The organism is Amycolatopsis nigrescens CSC17Ta-90, assembly GCF_000384315.1.
Classification (GTDB): Bacteria; Actinomycetota; Actinomycetes; order Mycobacteriales; family Pseudonocardiaceae; genus Amycolatopsis; species Amycolatopsis nigrescens.
The window spans coordinates 2,816,087-2,832,913 of record NZ_ARVW01000001.1; the positions used below are offsets into that span (position 1 = coordinate 2,816,087).

The 16,827-nt window shown below is 71.3% G+C and carries 15 protein-coding genes; 7 read left to right on the top strand and 8 right to left on the bottom strand.

Annotated elements, in window-relative coordinates; genetic code table 11:
- Positions 1–34: 34 nt before the first annotated feature.
- The 3 genes from AMYNI_RS0113105 (at position 35) to AMYNI_RS0113115 (ending at position 4,760) form a co-directional block, all read left to right on the top strand.
- Complete coding sequence (locus tag AMYNI_RS0113105) at positions 35–892, top strand: SAM-dependent methyltransferase (RefSeq protein WP_020668470.1); 858 nt, start codon at positions 35–37, stop codon at positions 890–892.
- Between the two features lie 116 nt (positions 893–1,008).
- Complete coding sequence (gene lon / locus AMYNI_RS0113110) at positions 1,009–3,414, top strand: endopeptidase La (RefSeq protein ID WP_020668471.1); 2,406 nt, start codon at positions 1,009–1,011, stop codon at positions 3,412–3,414.
- A 191-nt stretch (positions 3,415–3,605) separates the two neighbouring features.
- Entirely contained in the window at positions 3,606–4,760 is a 1,155-nt protein-coding gene (locus AMYNI_RS0113115; RefSeq protein WP_026360401.1) for an alkaline phosphatase PhoX, read from the top strand.
- 74 nt (positions 4,761–4,834) lie between these two features.
- On the opposite strand, the gene AMYNI_RS0113120 is transcribed toward AMYNI_RS0113115, so the two are convergent.
- On the bottom strand, positions 4,835–5,533 hold the full coding sequence (locus AMYNI_RS0113120) for a DedA family protein (RefSeq protein ID WP_020668473.1): 699 nt from the start codon (positions 5,531–5,533) through the stop codon (positions 4,835–4,837).
- 157 nt (positions 5,534–5,690) lie between these two features.
- Between AMYNI_RS0113120 and AMYNI_RS0113125 the strand changes: the two genes are divergently transcribed.
- Positions 5,691–6,839: a sensor histidine kinase gene (locus AMYNI_RS0113125; RefSeq protein WP_020668474.1), complete on the top strand. Its 1,149-nt coding sequence runs from the start codon at positions 5,691–5,693 to the stop codon at positions 6,837–6,839.
- Complete coding sequence (locus tag AMYNI_RS0113130; protein WP_020668475.1) at positions 6,830–7,474, top strand: response regulator; 645 nt, start codon at positions 6,830–6,832, stop codon at positions 7,472–7,474. The genes AMYNI_RS0113125 and AMYNI_RS0113130 overlap by 10 nt, the downstream gene beginning before the upstream one ends.
- A gap of 9 nt (positions 7,475–7,483) precedes the next feature.
- On the opposite strand, the gene AMYNI_RS0113135 is transcribed toward AMYNI_RS0113130, so the two are convergent.
- Genes AMYNI_RS0113135 through AMYNI_RS0113145 form a run of 3 tightly spaced genes read right to left on the bottom strand, consistent with a single transcriptional unit; the run spans position 7,484 to position 10,504 of the window.
- Positions 7,484–8,326 carry a DMT family transporter gene (locus AMYNI_RS0113135; RefSeq protein WP_020668476.1) on the bottom strand — a complete coding sequence of 281 codons (843 nt, stop codon included), beginning with the start codon at positions 8,324–8,326 and terminating at the stop codon, positions 7,484–7,486.
- Between the two features lie 55 nt (positions 8,327–8,381).
- Complete coding sequence (locus AMYNI_RS0113140) at positions 8,382–9,467, bottom strand: FecCD family ABC transporter permease (RefSeq protein WP_245573922.1); 1,086 nt, start codon at positions 9,465–9,467, stop codon at positions 8,382–8,384.
- Between the two features lie 5 nt (positions 9,468–9,472).
- A complete protein-coding gene (locus AMYNI_RS0113145; RefSeq protein ID WP_020668478.1) occupies positions 9,473–10,504 on the bottom strand; it encodes a FecCD family ABC transporter permease in 1,032 nt (343 codons plus the stop codon).
- Positions 10,505–10,583: 79 nt separating this feature from the next.
- On the opposite strand from AMYNI_RS0113145, the gene AMYNI_RS0113150 reads away from it, so the two are divergent.
- Both AMYNI_RS0113150 and AMYNI_RS0113155 read left to right on the top strand, forming a co-directional pair.
- Positions 10,584–12,284: an ABC transporter ATP-binding protein gene (locus AMYNI_RS0113150; protein ID WP_020668479.1), complete on the top strand. Its 1,701-nt coding sequence runs from the start codon at positions 10,584–10,586 to the stop codon at positions 12,282–12,284.
- Positions 12,281–14,047, top strand: a complete 1,767-nt coding sequence (locus tag AMYNI_RS0113155) for an ABC transporter ATP-binding protein (RefSeq protein ID WP_020668480.1) — start codon at positions 12,281–12,283, stop codon at positions 14,045–14,047. The genes AMYNI_RS0113150 and AMYNI_RS0113155 overlap by 4 nt, the downstream gene beginning before the upstream one ends.
- A 12-nt stretch (positions 14,048–14,059) precedes the next feature.
- Here the strand turns inward: AMYNI_RS0113155 and AMYNI_RS0113160 are convergent, their stop codons facing one another.
- The 4 genes from AMYNI_RS0113160 to AMYNI_RS0113175 all read right to left on the bottom strand — a co-directional run bounded on the left by AMYNI_RS0113160 (position 14,060) and on the right by AMYNI_RS0113175 (position 16,825).
- Positions 14,060–15,082, bottom strand: a complete 1,023-nt coding sequence (locus tag AMYNI_RS0113160; protein ID WP_020668481.1) for a serine hydrolase domain-containing protein — start codon at positions 15,080–15,082, stop codon at positions 14,060–14,062.
- A gap of 202 nt (positions 15,083–15,284) precedes the next feature.
- The gene (locus tag AMYNI_RS0113165; protein WP_020668482.1) at positions 15,285–16,139 is read right to left on the bottom strand and encodes an LLM class flavin-dependent oxidoreductase; all 855 of its coding nucleotides are present in this window, start codon (positions 16,137–16,139) and stop codon (positions 15,285–15,287) included.
- 3 nt (positions 16,140–16,142) lie between these two features.
- Positions 16,143–16,487 (bottom strand): TfoX/Sxy family protein, encoded by a 345-nt coding sequence (locus tag AMYNI_RS44445; RefSeq protein ID WP_020668483.1) that lies wholly within the window; start codon positions 16,485–16,487, stop codon positions 16,143–16,145.
- Between the two features lie 98 nt (positions 16,488–16,585).
- Positions 16,586–16,825 carry an MbtH family protein gene (locus AMYNI_RS0113175; protein WP_020668484.1) on the bottom strand — a complete coding sequence of 80 codons (240 nt, stop codon included), beginning with the start codon at positions 16,823–16,825 and terminating at the stop codon, positions 16,586–16,588.
- Positions 16,826–16,827 lie beyond the last annotated feature (2 nt).

Sequence of the window (16,827 nt, forward strand, 5' to 3'; positions counted from 1 at the left end):
ACGAACAGGCGAGCACCACTTCCCGGGAGCCGGATTGACCGAGAACGAAGACACCGCGCCGAGCGCACCGGCCGGGGTCGACACCGAAAAGCCGTCCGCCGCGCGGATGTACGACTGGTATCTGGGCGGCAACCAGAACTGGGCGGTGGACCGCGAGTTCGGCCGGCAGGGCGAGCGGCTCTGGCCCCAGATCAAGCAGGTGGCCAGGCAGAACCGCGAGTTCATGAACCGGGTGGTCAACGCCGCGCTGGACGCCGGGATCCGCCAGTTCCTGGACGTCGGCTCCGGCGTGCCCACGGTCGGCAACGTGCACGAGATCATCCGCGAGAAGCTGCCGCCGGACGAGCGGGCCACGGTGGTCTACGTGGACTACGAGCCGGTGGCCGCGGCGCATTCCACGGTGATCCTGGAACGGGACGGCGCCACCGACTGGGCCGGGCTGGTGCAGGCCGACCTGCGCGAGCCGGCCGCGATCTTCGCCAACCCCACCACCCGCCGGCTGATCGACTTCGACCAGCCGGTCTGCCTGCTGGTCATCGCGGTGATGCACTTCATCGGCGACGACGACCGACCGTCCGAGCTGCTGGCGGATTACCGCGAACGGCTCGCTCCCGGCAGCTGGCTTGCCTTGTCGCACGTGGCCCTCGACGCGGCACCCGAAGAGGGGGCCGCGCAGCTGCGGCGGTTCGCCGAGACCTACAAGAACACCAGCAACCCGGCCTGGCTCCGCACCCGCGAGGAGATCGAGCCGTGGTTCGGGGACTGGCCGCTGCTCGAACCGGGGCTGGTGCACCCGCTGGACTGGCGGCCCAACCGCAAGCCCACCGACCGGCAGCTGGAGGCGCGCCCGTACTTCTGGTGCGGAGTGTCCCAGCAGCCCAAGCGGGACTGACTTTAGTCCTGTTTTGTTCCCGGAGTGGCGCTCGCTATCGGCGAACAACCTGCGGAAACAAACTCGCTCCCGGCGAAGTTGAGCTAGACAGACTCAACCTCGTGAGGAGCACTCCGATGAGCGAAACACGGCTCCTGCCGGTACTGCCCATAGATGAAGACGTCGTGCTGCCCGGCATGGTCGTCCCCCTCGAACTGGCCGAGCCCGAGGTGCGGGCGGCGGTCGAGTCCGCACAGGCCAAGGCGCCGGGCGGGGCCGCCTTCCCCGGCATCCGCTCGGCCGCGCAGAGCAAGGCTGAGGTGCTGATCGTGCCGCGGGTGCACGGCGAGTACGCCGAGCTCGGCACCGTAGCGACCATCGAGCGAATCGGCCGGATTCCCGGCGGGAAGTCCGCCGTGCTGCTGCGCGGCACCCGCCGCGCCACCGTCGGCGGCACCGGCGAAGGGCCGGGAGCGGCACGCTGGGTCGAGGCCACTGAAGCCGCCGAGATCAGCGACGAACGCGCCGAGACGCTGGCCGGTGAGTACAAGTCGGTGGTCATCTCGGTGCTGCAGCAGCGCGGCGGCTGGCAGATGATCGACGCGGTGCAGCAGGTGGAGGACCCGTCCGCGGTCGCCGACCTTGCCGGCAACGCGCCGTACCTCAGCGTCGAGCAGAAGCTCGAGCTGCTGCGTGCGCTGGACGTGGCGAGCAGGCTGGAGAAGGCCCTCGAGTGGAGCCGGGAGCACCTGGCCGAGCTGGAGGTCAGCGACACCATCCGCAAGGACGTCGCGGAAGGCATGGAGAAGCAGCAGAAGGAGTTCCTGCTGCGGCGCCAGCTGGAGGCGATCCGCAAGGAGCTGGGTGAGCTGGACGGCAGCGGCGGCGAGGAGGCGGACTACCGCGCCCGCGTCGAGGCGGCCGAGCTGCCCGAGCACGTCCGCAAGGCCGCACTGTCCGAAGTGGACAAACTGGAGCGGACCTCCGAGCAGTCGCCGGAGGGCGGCTGGATCCGCACCTGGCTGGACACCGTGCTGGAGATGCCGTGGCAGACGCGGACCACCGACGTGCACGACATCGCCGGTGCCCGCGAGGTGCTGGACACCGACCACGCCGGGCTCGACGACGTCAAGGAACGGATCATCGAGTACCTGGCGGTGCGGGCCCGTCGCGCCGAATCGGGCAAGGGCCAGGTCGGCGGACGGCGTTCCGGGGCGGTGCTGGCGCTGGTCGGCCCGCCGGGCGTCGGCAAGACGTCGCTCGGTGAGTCGGTGGCCAAGGCGATGGATCGCGAGTTCGTCCGGGTCGCACTGGGCGGCATCCGCGACGAGGCCGAGATCCGCGGGCACCGGCGCACCTACGTGGGCGCCATGCCGGGCCGGATCGTGCGGGCGATTAGAGAAGCCGGCTCGATGAACCCGGTGGTACTGCTGGACGAGGTGGACAAGGTGGGCGCGGATTACCGGGGCGACCCGACCGCGGCGCTGCTCGAGGTGCTGGACCCGGAGCAGAACCACACCTTCCGCGACCACTACCTGGAGGTCGAGCTGGACCTCTCGGACGTGGTGTTCCTGGCCACCGCGAACGCGCTGGAGACCATCCCGGGGCCGCTGCTGGACCGGATGGAGCTGGTCACCCTGGACGGCTACACCGAGCACGAGAAGGTGACCATCGGCCGCGACCACCTGCTCCCCCGCGAGCTGGAACGGGCCGGCCTCGGCGACCAGGACGTGCGGTTCACCGACCCGGCGCTGAGCCGGATCGCCGCCGAGTACACCCGCGAGGCGGGAGTGCGCGACGCGAACCGGACCATCGCGAAGGTGCTGCGCAAGGTGGCCACCAAGGTCGCGCTGGACGAGCTGGAGCTGCCGGTCACGGTGGACGCCGGCGATCTGGAGGGCTACCTGGGACGGCCGCGGCACGTGCCGGAGTCCTCGCTGCCCGAAGGCAGCCAGCGCACCGCGATTCCCGGGGTGGCAACGGGGCTGGCGGTGACCGGCGCCGGCGGTGACGTGCTCTACATCGAGGCGTCGCTGGCCGACGCGGAGTCCGGCCCGACCGGGCTGACGCTGACCGGGCAGCTCGGTGACGTGATGAAGGAGTCGGCGCAGATCGCGTTGTCCTACCTGCGGTCCCGGGGAGCCGAGCTGGAACTGCCGGTCGGCGACCTCAAGGAACGCGGCATCCACGTGCACGTGCCGGCCGGCGCGGTGCCGAAGGACGGCCCGTCCGCCGGGGTCACCATGACCACCGCGTTGGCGTCGCTGCTGTCCGGCAGGCTGGTCCGGTCGGACGTGGCGATGACCGGTGAGGTCTCGCTGACCGGGCGGGTACTGCCGATCGGCGGGGTGAAGCAGAAACTGCTCGCCGCGCACCGGGCCGGGATGACCACCGTGGTGATCCCGCAGCGCAACGAGCCGGACCTGGACGACGTGCCGGCCGAAGTGCTGTCCCAGCTCGAGGTGCACCCGGTGGCGAACGTCCGCGAGGTGCTGGCGATCGCGCTGGAGCCGGCCGCCGCCGCGGTCCCCCAGGCCGCCTGACCGCAAATAGCCGGCTTTTTGCCCTTGGGTACACGGGGCAAAAAGCCGGCTATTTGCCCTAGGTATACGGCGAGTAGGCGACTTTTTGCCGTACCGACCTTCGTCGGAAGTTCATCTCCGCGCCGGTCCCGCGCGGTTCTGCCGCCGTACCCTCCGAGCCGTTCCCACCACCGGTCGTAACGGAGGCAGCAGTGGACAGGCGGAACTTCCTTCGCGCAGCAGTGCTCGGCGCGGGCGTCACCGCGTTCGGCAACACCCTCACCCCCTCGGCGCTGGCGGCACCGGCGCAGAACGGACCCAGCCCCTACGGCCCGCTCCAGCCGGCGGACGCCAACGGGGTGCAGCTACCGAACGGGTTCACCAGCAGGGTGGTAGCCAGATCCGGCCAGCAGGTGGCCGGGTACACCTGGCACAACGCGCCGGACGGCGGCGCGGTGTTCGCGGACGGCAGCGGCTGGATCTACGTGTCGAACTCCGAGGTCACCCCCGGCGGCGGCGCCAGCGCGCTCAAGTTCGACTCCAGCGGCAACATCACCGGCGCCTACCGGATCCTGGGCGGCACCAGGCAGAACTGCGCCGGCGGCGCGATGCCGTGGAACAAATGGCTCTCCTGCGAGGAAGTCGACCTCGGTTTCGTGTACGAGACCGACCCGCACGGCCCGGCGTCCGCCGCCGTGCAGCGGCCGGCGATGGGCAGGTTCAAGCACGAGGCCGCGGCCGCGGACCCGGTGCGCAAGGCCATCTACCTGACCGAGGACGTCTCCGACGGCTGCTTCTACCGGTTCGTCCCGAACACCTGGGGCGACCTCTCCAGCGGCAGCCTGCAGGCGCTCAAGGCGGGATCGGCCACCTCCGGCTCGTTCACCTGGGGCACCGTCGGCGACCCGGACGGCTCACCGACCGCGACCCGCAACCAGGTGTCCGGCGCGAAGCGGTTCAACGGCGGCGAGGGGCTGCACTACGCGAACGACACGGCCTGGTTCACCACCAAGGGCGACAACCGGGTCTGGCAGCTGAACCTGGCCAACAGCACCTACGAGCTGGCCTACGACGACTCGCTGGTCAGCCCCGGCAGTGCGCCGCTGACCGGGGTGGACAACGTCACCGGGACCGTCTCCGGCGACCTGTTCGTCGCCGAGGACGGCGGCAACATGGAGATCTGCATCATCACCCCGGACGACATCGTCGCGCCGTTCCTGCGGATCACCGGGCAGAGCGGCTCGGAGATCTGCGGCCCGGCGTTCACCCCGGCCGGTAACCGGTTGTACTTCTCGTCCCAGCGCGGCACTTCCGGCTCGTCCAGCGGCGGCATCACCTACGAGGTGACCGGCCCCTTCCGCAGTTAACCCCCTATGTCCGTGAAGGTGCCCTTGCCTACCTTCAAAGTAGGCAAGGGCACCTTCACGGACTTCAGCGGGTTTCAGCGGGTGCGGGGGATGACTTGGGTGCGGTCCGGGTCGTCCTGGTCGTCCCGTGGCGGGCGGGAGCGCTCGCGGAGGCGGACCACCACGAAGGCCACCACCGCGACCGCGACCAGGCCGATCACCGCGTACTGGAAGAAGCCGGCGTACTCGTCCACCACGTGCCAGTTCTCGCCGAGCAGGTAGCCGGCCACCACGAACAAGGTGTTCCAGATCAGGCTGCCCAGCGTGGTCAGCGACAGGAACTTCCAGAACGGCATCCGCTCGATCCCGGCCGGCAGCGAGATGAGGCTGCGGAAGATCGGCACCATCCGGCCGAAGAACACCGCCTTGGTGCCGTGCTTCGCGAACCAGGCTTCGGTCTTGTCGAAGTCCGAGGCCTTGACCAGCGGGATCTTCGTCATCAGCGCCCTGGTCCGGTCCCGGCCGAGCAGCCTGCCCAGCAGGTAGACGATGATCGCGCCGAGCACCGAGCCGACCGTGGTCCAGACCAGCGCGCCGACAAGGCTGAAGGTGCCCTGGCTCGCGGAGAAACCGGCCAGCGGCAGCACCAGCTCACTGGGGATCGGCGGGAACAGGTTGTCCAGGCCGACGATCACCGCCGCTCCCGGACCACCGAGGGTGTCCATCAGTGACACCGCCCAGCCGGCCAGCCCGCCCATCGGCTCGGTGGCGGTGTCGGTGAGTTGTGTGATCATCACGGCCTTCCCTGGTCGTCGTCCATGACAACGAACCTAGAAATCGGCCGGGTTCCGGACCATGGGGTGAGCTGTCCCATATGTCTGATGTGCACCACACCCGGCACCTGTGGAAAACCGCAGTACCACTCCGGACCACCCCGGCTAACCTGCCCGTATGCCGCCCTACGTCAGCCGCGCCCTGCGCAAAGCGGTGCGCACCACTGCCGGGCTGACCATCGGCGGCCTCACCGCGTTCGCCGAACTCGCCTTCGTCCTCGTCACCGGGCCCGTGCTGGCGGTGCCGCCGGCCCGCCGTGCGATCTTCGCCAAGGCCAGGCTGATCGCCGAGTTCGAGCGCCGCAGGCTGGCGAAGTACCTCGACGTCGAGACCCCGGACGACTACCCCGGCCGCCGGGCCTGGCAGTACCTGGCGGTGCGCTGGCTGATCGGCTGGCTCGGCATCGGCGTGCTGGTGCTGATCGCGGCGGGCGCGGTCACCGGCCTGATCATGGGCTGGCAGGTGATCAACGGGCGACACATGGGCGGCGGGCAGGGGGAGGCCAGCTGGTACGACCCGATCACGCTGGCCCTGTTCGGCGGGCTGCTGATCTTCGTCACGCTCCAGGGCTTCATCGGGGTGGTCGGGCTGGACCGGAAGCTGGCCGTCCGGCTGCTCAACCCCGGCGGGCAGGAACTGCTGCGCCGCCGGGTCACCGAGCTGGCCACCAGCAGGGCCGAGGTGGTCGAGGTGGTGAACGAGGAGCGCCGCCGGATCGAGCGCGACCTGCACGACGGGGTGCAGCAGCGGCTGGTCGCGCTCGGCATGCTGCTCGGCCGCGCCCGGCGGGCCAAGGAGCAGGAGCACGCGGACGAGCTGCTGCGCCAGGCGCATCTGGAGTCCCAGCTGGCCCTGAACGACCTGCGGGAGGTCACCTGGCGGGTGTACCCGATCGCCCTGCACGAGGCCGGGCTGCACACCGCGCTGGAGGCTCTGGCCGAACGGTCCAGCCTGCCGGTCCGGTTCCGCTACGAGCTGGCGCGCCGCGCGGACATCGCGGTCGAGACGGTGGCCTACTTCGTGGTCTCCGAGGCCGTCACCAACGCGATCAAGCACGCCGGCGCCACCCTGGTCGAGATCGAGGTGCGGCAGAGCGGGACCATCATCACCGTGCGGATCATCGACGACGGCGCCGGCGGCGCCGACGCCTCCGGCAGCGGGCTGTCCGGGCTGGCGCGGCGGGTCGCCGCGGCGGACGGCCGGTTCACAGTGGACAGTCCGGCCGGCGGGCCGACCACGATCACCGCGGAGCTGCCGTGCGGGTGATTCTCGCCGAGGACTCCACCCTGCTCCGGGAAGGGCTGATCCGGCTGCTGGCCGAGGAGGGGCACGAGGTGCTCGCCGCGGTGGGCGACGCCGCGGCGCTGCTCGCCGCGACGGAGGCGCACCGGCCGGACGTGGTGGTCACCGACGTCCGGATGCCGCCGTCGCACACCGACGAGGGCCTGCGCGCGGCGCTGGAGATCCGCACCCGCTGGCCCGACGTTGGCGTGCTGGTGCTTTCGCAGTACGTGGAGAAGCGCTACGCGACCGAGCTGATCACCGGCGACGGCGGCCGCGTCGGCTACCTGCTCAAGGACAGGGTGGTCCAGGTCGGCGAGTTTCTGGACGCACTGGAACGGGTCGGCGCCGGCGGCGCGGCCTTCGACCCGGAGGTGGTCCGCCGGCTGCTGGCCCGCACCACGCACAGCGACCCGCTGGCGAAGCTGACCACGCGTGAACGGGACGTGCTGGAGAAGATGGCCGAAGGCCACACCAACGCGAGCATCGCGGCCGCGCTCTACGTTTCCCAGAGCGCGGTGGAAAAGCACGTCAACGCCATCTTCGACAAGCTCGGCCTGCAGCACGCCACCGGCTACAGCCGCCGGGTGCTCGCGGTGCTGCGCTACCTCGGTTCGTGAGCACGGGGCTCATTTCAGCGCCAGCATGGCGATCGCGGCACCGGCGAAGAGCAGCCCCGCGACCTGCCGCCGGTTGACCCGCTCGGACAGCAGCACCAGCCCCAGCACCACCGGGATCGCCGGGTAGAGCGCGGCCAGCACGGTGGCCACCGACATCAGCTGGCGGTGCGTCGCGGCCAGGTAGAGCAGGGTGGCCGCGGTGCCGATGGCGCCGGCCGCGAGCACCCCGCCGAGCGACCGGCCCGGCAGCCGCCACGGCGCCCGGCCCGCCGCCACCATCGGCAACAGGGCCAGCACCGACACGATCCGGCTGAGCGCCACCGGCCACAACCCCGCCTCGACCGGAATCCGCGAGATGGCGAGGAAATGCGCGGCGAACCCGACACCGGCGATCAGCGCGTGGCCGATACCGCCCCGGCTGCCGGTGCCGTCGGTGTTGTTGGCCCCTTGGGAGACAAGCCAAATCGCCGGCAACGCGAGCACGATCCCGGCCAATGCCACCGGCGCCGGGCGTTCACCGAGAAAGGCCAGCCCGATCAGCACCGGCAGCGCCACCGCGCCGACGTCGCTCAGCGGCACGACCACGCTCATCGGCCCGTTTCCCATGGCACGGAATAGAAAACCCACGCCGACCGCGGTACCGACCCCGGACAGTGCAGCCCAGGCCCACGCCCCCGCGCTGAACGGCGCGGCCGTCGCGAAGGGCAGCACGAGCAGGCTCACCGCGGTACCGCCGAGCTGCGCGTACAACGCGACGGTAAGTCCGTTCACCCGCCGGGAAAACACCCCGCTGAGGAAGTGCGACGTGCCGAAGCACACCGCCGACGTCAACGCCAGCACTTCACCATGCATGACTCATGCATAACATACCACCCGCGCCCCCGCTACCCGTCCCTGGAACGGCGGGTCAGGCGCGGCCGCGGCGCCACTCGTGGGCGAGCAGCCAGGCGAGGTACAGGCCGCCGATCGCGCCGGTCGCGATGCCGACCGGCAGCTGCGTCGGCGAGAACGCCCGCTGCACCACGAAGTCGCTGAGCACCAGCAGGAACGCGCCCATCAGCGCGGAGGCCACCAGCGCCGGCCCGGCCGCCTTGGTCAGCCGGCGCGCCAGCTGCGGCGCGGCCAGCGCCAGGAAGGTGATCGGCCCGGCCGCCGCGGTGGCGATGGAGACCAGCATGACGCTGACCACGATCAGCACCAGCCTGGACCGCTCCGCCGGCACGCCGAGCGCTTTCGCCTTGTCGTCGCCGAGTTCCAGCATGGCCAGCCGCCTGCCGTAGTAGAACGCGATCGGCAGCAGGACGGCGATCCCGATGCCGACCGGCTCGGCGTGCTCCCAGCCGCGCCCGTTGAGCGTGCCGACCAGCCAGGTCTGCGCGGCCAGTGCCTCCTGCAGCGAAGCGCGGGTGAGCAGATATCCGTTGACCGACACCAGCATCGCGCCGACACCGATGCCGACCAGGATCAGCCGCAGCCCGTGCACCCCGTTCTTGTAGGCCAGCAGGTAGAGCACGATCGCGGTGCCGATCCCGCCGGCCAGCGCGCCGCCGGCCACCGCGAACATGCTGCCGTTGAGCACCACGATCACGATCAGCGCGCCGGTCGAGGAGCCGAAGGTGAAGCCGATGATGTCCGGACTGCCCAGCGCGTTGCCGGAAACGCTCTGCATGATCGCGCCGCTGACCGCGAGCGCGGCACCGACGAACAACCCGGTCAGCAGCCTGGGCAGGCGCAGGGTGGTGACCACGAAGTCGGCACCGGGCGGGCCGTTGCCGACCAGGGTCTGCAGCACCTCGGTCACCGAAAGCTGGTAGTCGCCGGTGGTCATCGCGACGGTGCCGATGGCGAGCACCGCGACCAGCAGGGCGAGGCAGATCGTGAGCATCCTGGCGGTCAGCCGGAGCGACAGCAGGTCGCCCGGCGTGCGCAGCACCCGCTGCCGGGTCCCAGTGGGCCCAGTGGACCCAGTGGGCTCCGTCTTCACAGTCTTCACGGCGCTCACAGCCTGGCCAGCTTCCGGCGGCGGCAGAGCAGGATGAACACCGGCGCGCCGATGAACGCGGTGACGATGCCGACCTCCAGTTCCTCGGTGTCGCTGAGCATCCGGCCGATCACGTCCGAGCCGATCAGCAGCATCGGCGCGAGCACCATCGAGTAGGGCAGCACCCACCGCTGGTCCGGCCCGACCAGCAGCCTGGCCACATGCGGCACGGCCAGCCCGACGAAGGACAGCGGTCCGGCCGCGGCGGTGGCCGCCCCGCAGAGCAGGGTCACCGCCACCGCGCCGAGCAGCCTGGTCATGCCGACCCGCGCGCCGAGCGCCTTGCCGGCCTGCTCGCCCAGCGCGAGCGCGTTCAGCGGACGGGCCTGCGCCAGCGCCAGCACGATGCCGACCAGGATGAACGGGGCCACCTGGTACACCACGTCGATCTTGCGTCCGGCCAGCGAGCCCACGTTCCAGAACCGGAAGGAGTTGAACGCGGTCGGGTCGAGCAGCAGCACGGCCTGGATGAAGGCGAACAGCACCGCGGTGATCGCGGCACCGGCCAGCACCAACCGTTCCGGGGTGGCCGAGCTGCGCCCGGAGGTGCCGAGCACGTAGACCACGACGGACGCGATGGCCGCGCCGGCGAAGGCGAACCAGACGTACCCGGTGATGGTGCCGACGCCGAGGAAGCCGATCGCGACGACCACCGCGGCGGAGGCGCCCATGGTCACCCCGAGCAGGCCGGGATCCGCGAGCGGGTTGCGGGTCAGCGCCTGCATCAGCGCGCCTGCCAGGCCGAGCGCCGCGCCGACCAGCAGGCCGAGCACCGCCCGCGGGATGCGGAGGTCGTGGATGATGATCGCGTCGCTGGAGCCGTCGTTGTGCCACAGCACGTCCCAGGTGGCGCTGAACGGGATGTCCCTGGTCCCGATCCAGATGCTGACCAGGCAGATCAGTACCAGCACGGCGATCGCGGCCAGCAGGCCGAGCGCGCGTAACGACTGCGCCCTGGCGAGCTTGGGCGCGGTGGTCCGGACCGCCACCGGTGACCTCCTCGCACACGAATCCGAAGTTTTCTTAGACTAGCCTTACCTATCTGGACGGCCGACGGAAGGTGGCAGCGTGCGCGGTGGGAATCCGGAAGCACCGCGAGCGGGTGGTGTCCTCCGCGGCGCCATCTCCGGCCAGCGGAGGCAGGTCGTACTCGCCTCGGTGCTGGCCGCCGGCCACCAGGGCGGCGAGGCGCTGGTGCCGGTGGTGATCGGCCTGGTGATCGACAGCGCGGTGGCCACCGGCTCGGCGGCCGACCTGGTGCGCTGGCTGATCGTACTGGCCGCGGTCTTCGCCATGTTGTCCTTCAGCTATCGGTTCGGCGCGCGGGCCGCCGAACGCGCCGCCGAACGCGCCGCGCACGAGCTGCGCGTGCGGCTCAGCGAACGCGTGCTGGACGCCCGCGGCGGCGCGGAAACCGGGCACCTGCCCGGCGCGCTGGTGAACATCGCCACCGGGGACGCCAAGCGGGTCGGCGGGGTCAACGGGGTGCTGCCGTTCGGCATCGCCGGGCTGACCGGGCTGCTGGTCAGCGCGATCGCGCTGCTCCGGATGTCCGTGCCGCTGGGCCTGCTGGTGCTGCTGGGCACGCCGCCGCTGCTGTACCTGGCGCACCTGATCGGCAAGCCGCTGGAGCGGCGCAGCGGGGTGGAGCAGGAACGCGCCGCGCACGCCTCCGGTATCGCCGCCGACCTGGTGTCCGGGCTGCGCGTGCTCAAGGGCATCGGCGCGGAGTCCGCGGCGGTGTCCCGGTACCGGCGCACCAGCCGCGACTCGCTGGCCGCGACCCTGCGCTCGGCCCGCGCGCAGTCCTGGCACGACGGCGCGATCCTGGCGCTGACCGGGGTGTTCATCGCGATCGTCGCGCTGGTCGGCGGCAGGCTGGCGGCCTCCGGCGCGATCAGCGTCGGTGACCTGGTGGCCGCGGTCGGGCTGGCCCAGTTCCTGATCGGGCCGTTCCACATCTTCGCCTACGCCAACGGTGAGCTGGCCCAGGGCCGGGCGTCCGCGGCGCGGATCGCGGACGTGCTGGCCGCCGAGCCCGCGGTGCGCCCCGGCGACGGCGAGCTGCCGTCGTCGATCCTCGGCCGCGTTCGACTTTCCGGGGTCAGCCACGGGATCCTGCGCGACGTACGGCTGGAGGTGGCGCCGGGCGAACTGGTCGGCGTGGTGGCCACCGACCCCGCCGGCGCCACCGATCTGCTGGCCTGCCTCGGCCGCGAGGCCGACCCCGGCTCCGGCGCGGTCGAGCTGGACGGGGTAAATCTGTCCACTGTGGACCCCAATGTGGTCAGGGGCGCGATACTGGTCGCCGCGCACGACGCCGACCTGTTCGAAGGCACCCTGCTGGAGAACGTCAGCGCCGCCGCGAACGGCTCGAACGTGCACCGGGCGATGGCCGCCGCCACCGCCGACGAGGTCGCCGAAACCCTGCCGCACGGCGAAGAAACCCGGCTCACCGAACGCGGCCGGTCGCTCTCCGGCGGCCAGCGGCAGCGGGTCGCACTGGCAAGGGCACTGGCCGCGAACCCGCCGGTGCTGCTGGTGCACGATCCGACCACGGCGGTGGACACCGTCACCGAGGCGCGGATCGCGGCCGAGATCGCGGACCTGCGGCGCGACCGCACCACCATCATGGTGACCACCAGCCCGGCCCTGCTCGCGGTAACCGACCGGGTGCTGGTGCTCGACGGCGGCCACCTCACGGCCGAGGGCAAGCACGCGGATCTGGTGCACGACAACGCTTCCTACCGAGCGGCGGTGCTCTCATGACGACCACACCGGAACGCGCGCTGCTCCCGATCGCCTCCGGGGCCAGGACCCGCGCGGTACTCGGCGAGCTGCTCCGCCCCCGTCGCGCCCTCGCGGCAGGCGCGTTCGCCACCCTGTTCGCGGCCACCGGCATCGGCCTGCTCACCGCTCCCCTGCTCGGCCGCATCGTCGACGTGGTCGCCTCCGGCAGGCTCGCCGAAGCGATCACCTTCCCGGTGGTGGCGCTGGTCCTGGTGGCCATCGCGCAGGGCGCGGCCACCGCCTGCGGCATCGCGCTGACCGCACGGCTCGGCGAAGGCATGCTCGCCGAGCTGCGGGAGAAGTTCGTGGCACGCGCCCTTTCCCTGCCGCTGGGCCAGGTCGAGCTGGCCGGATCCGGTGACCTCACCTCGCGGGTGACCAGCGACGTCACCGTGATCGCCCGCGCGGTCCGCGAGGCGCTGCCGGAACTGGGCCGCTCGGTGCTGACCATTGTGCTCACCCTGGGCGGGCTGGCCGTGCTGGACTGGCGATTCCTGCTGGCCGCGCTGCTCGCCGCACCCATCCAGCTGCACACCGTGCGCTGGTACCTGCGACGCGCGGTTCCGCTCTACGCCGCGCAGCGGGTCGCCGTCGGCGAGCAGCAGCAACAACTCCTGGACACCGTGGGCGGCGCCAGGACAGTGCGGGCGTTCCGGCTGGCGGACGACCACGTGGCCAGGGTGACCCATCGCTCGAACGCGGCGGTCACCCTCGCGCTGCGCGGCATCCGGCTGGTCACCCGGTTCTTCGCCCGGCTCAACCTGGCCGAATACATCGGGTTGTCCGCGGTGCTGGTGGCCGGTTTCCTGCTGGTCCGCTCCGGTGGCGTGACGATCGGCACGGCGACCGCGGCGGCGCTGTACTTCCACAGCCTGTTCAACCCGATCAACGCCGCACTGGCGCTGGTGGACGACGCGCAGGCCGCAAATGCGAGCCTGACCAGGCTGATCGGGGTCTCGGACCTGCCCGTCGAAGCGGAACCCGAGCGGCCGGCGACGCCGGCGAGCTCGTCGATCGAGGTCGCCGGCGTCGGACACGCCTACGTCGACGGGCACGAGGTGCTGCACGACGTGCACCTGGAAATCGCGCCGGGGGAACGGGTCGCGCTGGTCGGCGCGAGCGGGGCCGGCAAGACCACGCTGGCCAAGCTGATCGCCGGCATCCACCGTCCCTCGCACGGTTCGGTTTCGCTCGGCGGTGTCCCGCTGGCCGAGCTGGGCCCGGCCGAGACCAGGCGCACGGTGGCGTTGATCAGCCAGGAGGTGCACGTGTTCGCCGGGCCGCTTGCCGACGACCTCCGGCTGGCCGCGCCGGAGGCCACCGAGGACGAGCTGCGCGGCGCGCTGGATCGGGTCGGCGCGCTGGGCTGGGCCACCGCGCTGCCCGACGGACTGTCCACTGTGGTCGGTGACGGCGGGCACCGGCTGACCGTCACCCAGTCCCAGCAGCTCGCGCTGGCCAGGCTGATCCTGGCCGACCCGCCGGTGGTGATCCTGGACGAGGCCACCGCCGAGGCCGGCAGCGCCGGGGCCAAGGTGCTCGAAGGGGCGGCCTCGGCGGCGCTGGCCGGCCGGACCGGGCTGGTCGTGGCGCACCGGCTCACCCAGGCCGCGACCGCGGACCGGGTGGTGGTGCTGGACGCCGGCCGGGTGGTGGAGAGCGGCAGCCACGCCGAGCTGGTCGCCGCCGGCGGCCGGTACGCCGCGCTGTGGACGGCGTGGTCGGACACCCGGCAGGACTGACACGCACCCCCGTCAGCAGAGCGCCGTCTCGACCGCCTTGCGCACATCGGCCACCTTGTTGTCCTTCAGGTGCCCGTTGACCACCACGAACGCCGAACGTCCGTCCTCGGTGGCCAGGGTGAAAGAGTCGAAGCCCGGCATGTTGCCGGAATGGCCCCACGCCACGCCGCCGCAGGGCAGCGGGACCTCCCGGATCCCGAGGCCGTAGTTCGGGCCGACCGCAGGCACCGTCTCGCGCATTTCCGCGAGCATCTCGGGGCGCAGCACCTTGCCGTCCAGCAGCGCACGCGCGAAACGCGTCAGGTCAGGGCCGGAGGAGACCATCGAGGCCGCTGCCCCGGGAATGCTGGGCTCCAGCTCGGTCACGTCGGCGACCGGCCGGCCGGGGAAGGCGTAGTAGCCGTGCGCGTGCGGACCGCGGATCCGCTGCTCGCCGGGCTCCGGATAGCTGGTCTGCCATAGGCCGAGCGGCCGGATCAGCCGGTCGGTGATCTCGTCGCCGACGTCGTTGCCGCTCACCGCTTCGACCAGCATGCCGAGCAGGATGTACCCGGTGTTGGAGTAGGCCCAGCCGGCGCCCGGCTCGAACAGCGGCGGATGGCTCAGCCCGATCCGGACCAGTTCCTCCGGCCGCCACGGGTGCTGGCTCGCCTCCGGGTCTTTCAGCAGCTCCTCGGTGTAGTCGGCCACCCCGCCGGTGTGCTGCAGCAACTGCCGCACGGTGATCTTGTTCCCGTCGTAGCCGTTGCCCTGCACCAAACCCGGCAGGTACTGCTCGATCGGTGCGTCCAGTTCCAGCTTGCCCTCACCGGCCAACTGGAGCACCACGGCGGAGACGAACATCTTGGTGTTGCTGGCCACCCTGGCCCGGTCCCATGGCCGGATCGGCCGGTCGGTCCCCAGTTCCCCGGTACCGCTGGTGACCGTCCAGCTCCCGCGGCGGCCGTTGGCGAAGACCATCGCGCCCGGCGCCCCCTGCGCGACGAAACCGTCCACGATCGCCTGGGTACCGGCCTTTCCGCCGATTGGCTCCACGGCCCCCGCTGACCCGACGGTTCCGGCTGTCGCGCAACCGACCGCCAGTGCCAGCGAACCGGCGATCAGACGCCGGGTTTTCCTTGCTCGCATCGCACAATCCCCTCACCTGGTTCGTGATCAGGCGGGACGTTACGCACGGGCCGCACCCTGGAATAGCCGGTGAGCTACCGGACGGTTGCTGCGGATAGCCCTACCCCGACTACCCGCCGGCCGAGATCGGACCGTCGCGGAGCACACCGCGCACCTTGTCCAGCGAGAGGTCCTCCGGCCGGAACTCCGCCATCCACCAGGTGGCGCCGGCCTCGGCGTAGGGCACCGGGTCGGCGCCGGGCGGCAGAGCGACCGCGATGTCATACGCCGCCGCACTGTCGCGGAGGCCGGTGATGGTGGCGACGCTTTCGGCGAGCTGGTCCGGATGTTCGAGGTTGACCGGGAAGAAGCCGTCGCACCGGGCGGCCCGGCGCAGCGGTTTGACCTTGCCGGCGAATCCCGCGGCCCACACCGGCACCCCCGGCCGCTGCACCGGCCGGGGAAGGAACCGGACGCCGTCCGGGATGTCGGTGATGTCCACCGTGTAGTGCACACCCCGGTGCCGCACCGGCTCACCGGACCAGGCCGCGGCGAGGATCTCCAGCGATTCGTCGAGCTGCTGCGCCCGCAGCCGGTCGTCGAGCTGCTCGCCGGTCATGGACAGCTCACTGCCGAAACTGTCGCCGCCGAGGCCGACGCCGAGGGTGAGCCGGCCACCGCTGAGCACGTCCAGCGTCGCGGTCTCCCTGGCGACCTTGGCCGGCCGCCGGCGGGCCAGCGGCGTGACCATCGGGCCGAACCGCAGCCGCTCGGTGGCGGTGGCGATCGCGGTGAGGGTGATCCAGGGGTCGGCCACCTGCCGGACCGGCGGCCGCCAGCGCAGATGGTCCCAGACGAAAACCCCGTGCCAGCCAGCCTCTTCCGCCTCGGCGGCCAGTCGCGCGACCAGCACCGGGTCGGCGAGCTCGTCGAAGATCGGCAGCCAGAGGGCCGAGCGGATACCGGCGCCCTGTTGTGTCACCACAGCTCACTTCTCCCTGGGCTTGGGTTGCTTCGGCGGCAGCTCGGAGGTGACTTCCCAGGCCCACTTCAACCACGAGTCCAGCACATCGTCGTCGAGGGTCGACTCGTCCAGCACCACCCAGCCATCTTGCTCCTTGCCGCGGAACACCAGCGGCTTAGCGCCCGGCCGGGCCAGGGCGTCGGCCATTCCGTCCTGGCCGATCCGCACCATCAAACCCTCGTCGTACACATTGGCCAGTGCGTTCCCCTGGAACAGGAACGTGATCCCGCCGAACATCTTCTTCGCCGTCACCCCGTCGGGCTCCAGCCGTTCCAGGACCCGCTCCGCGAGCACCTCGTCATAAGCCATGCCCCGCACGCTACGGCCGCACCCCGACATTCGCGCAGCGCATCGAACTCCTGTTCGAACTTGTGCTAGGCTCGGGTCATGAACGGGGCTCGGAGCCGCTAGGCTCCCTCGCCCCCGGTGGTGTCAGCCGCGTTGTTCATGGCCTCCACCAGGCTCTTCGGCCGCATGTCGGTCCAGTGGGTCTCCACGTAGTCAAGGCAAGCCTGCCGTTCCGCGGGCCCGTGCACCACCGTCCAGCCTGCCGGTACCTCGACGAACTCCGGCCAGAGGCTGTGCTGGTTCTCGGCGTTCACCAGTACCAGGTAGGTGCCATCGGGGTTCTCGAAGGGATTCGTCATGG

Bases quoted from the DNA above. Each gene is read 5' to 3' on its own strand.
- lon (WP_020668471.1), top strand. From the start codon at position 1,009: ATGAGCGAAACACGGCTCCTGCCGGTACTGCCCATAGATGAAGACGTC.
- AMYNI_RS0113120 (WP_020668473.1), bottom strand. From the start codon at position 5,533: ATGATCACACAACTCACCGACACCGCCACCGAGCCGATGGGCGGGCTG.
- AMYNI_RS0113125 (WP_020668474.1), top strand. From the start codon at position 5,691: ATGCCGCCCTACGTCAGCCGCGCCCTGCGCAAAGCGGTGCGCACCACT.
- AMYNI_RS0113135 (WP_020668476.1), bottom strand. From the start codon at position 8,326: ATGCATGGTGAAGTGCTGGCGTTGACGTCGGCGGTGTGCTTCGGCACG.
- AMYNI_RS0113155 (WP_020668480.1), top strand. From the start codon at position 12,281: ATGACGACCACACCGGAACGCGCGCTGCTCCCGATCGCCTCCGGGGCC.
- AMYNI_RS44445 (WP_020668483.1), bottom strand. From the start codon at position 16,487: ATGGCTTATGACGAGGTGCTCGCGGAGCGGGTCCTGGAACGGCTGGAG.
- AMYNI_RS0113175 (WP_020668484.1), bottom strand. From the start codon at position 16,825: ATGACGAATCCCTTCGAGAACCCCGATGGCACCTACCTGGTACTGGTG.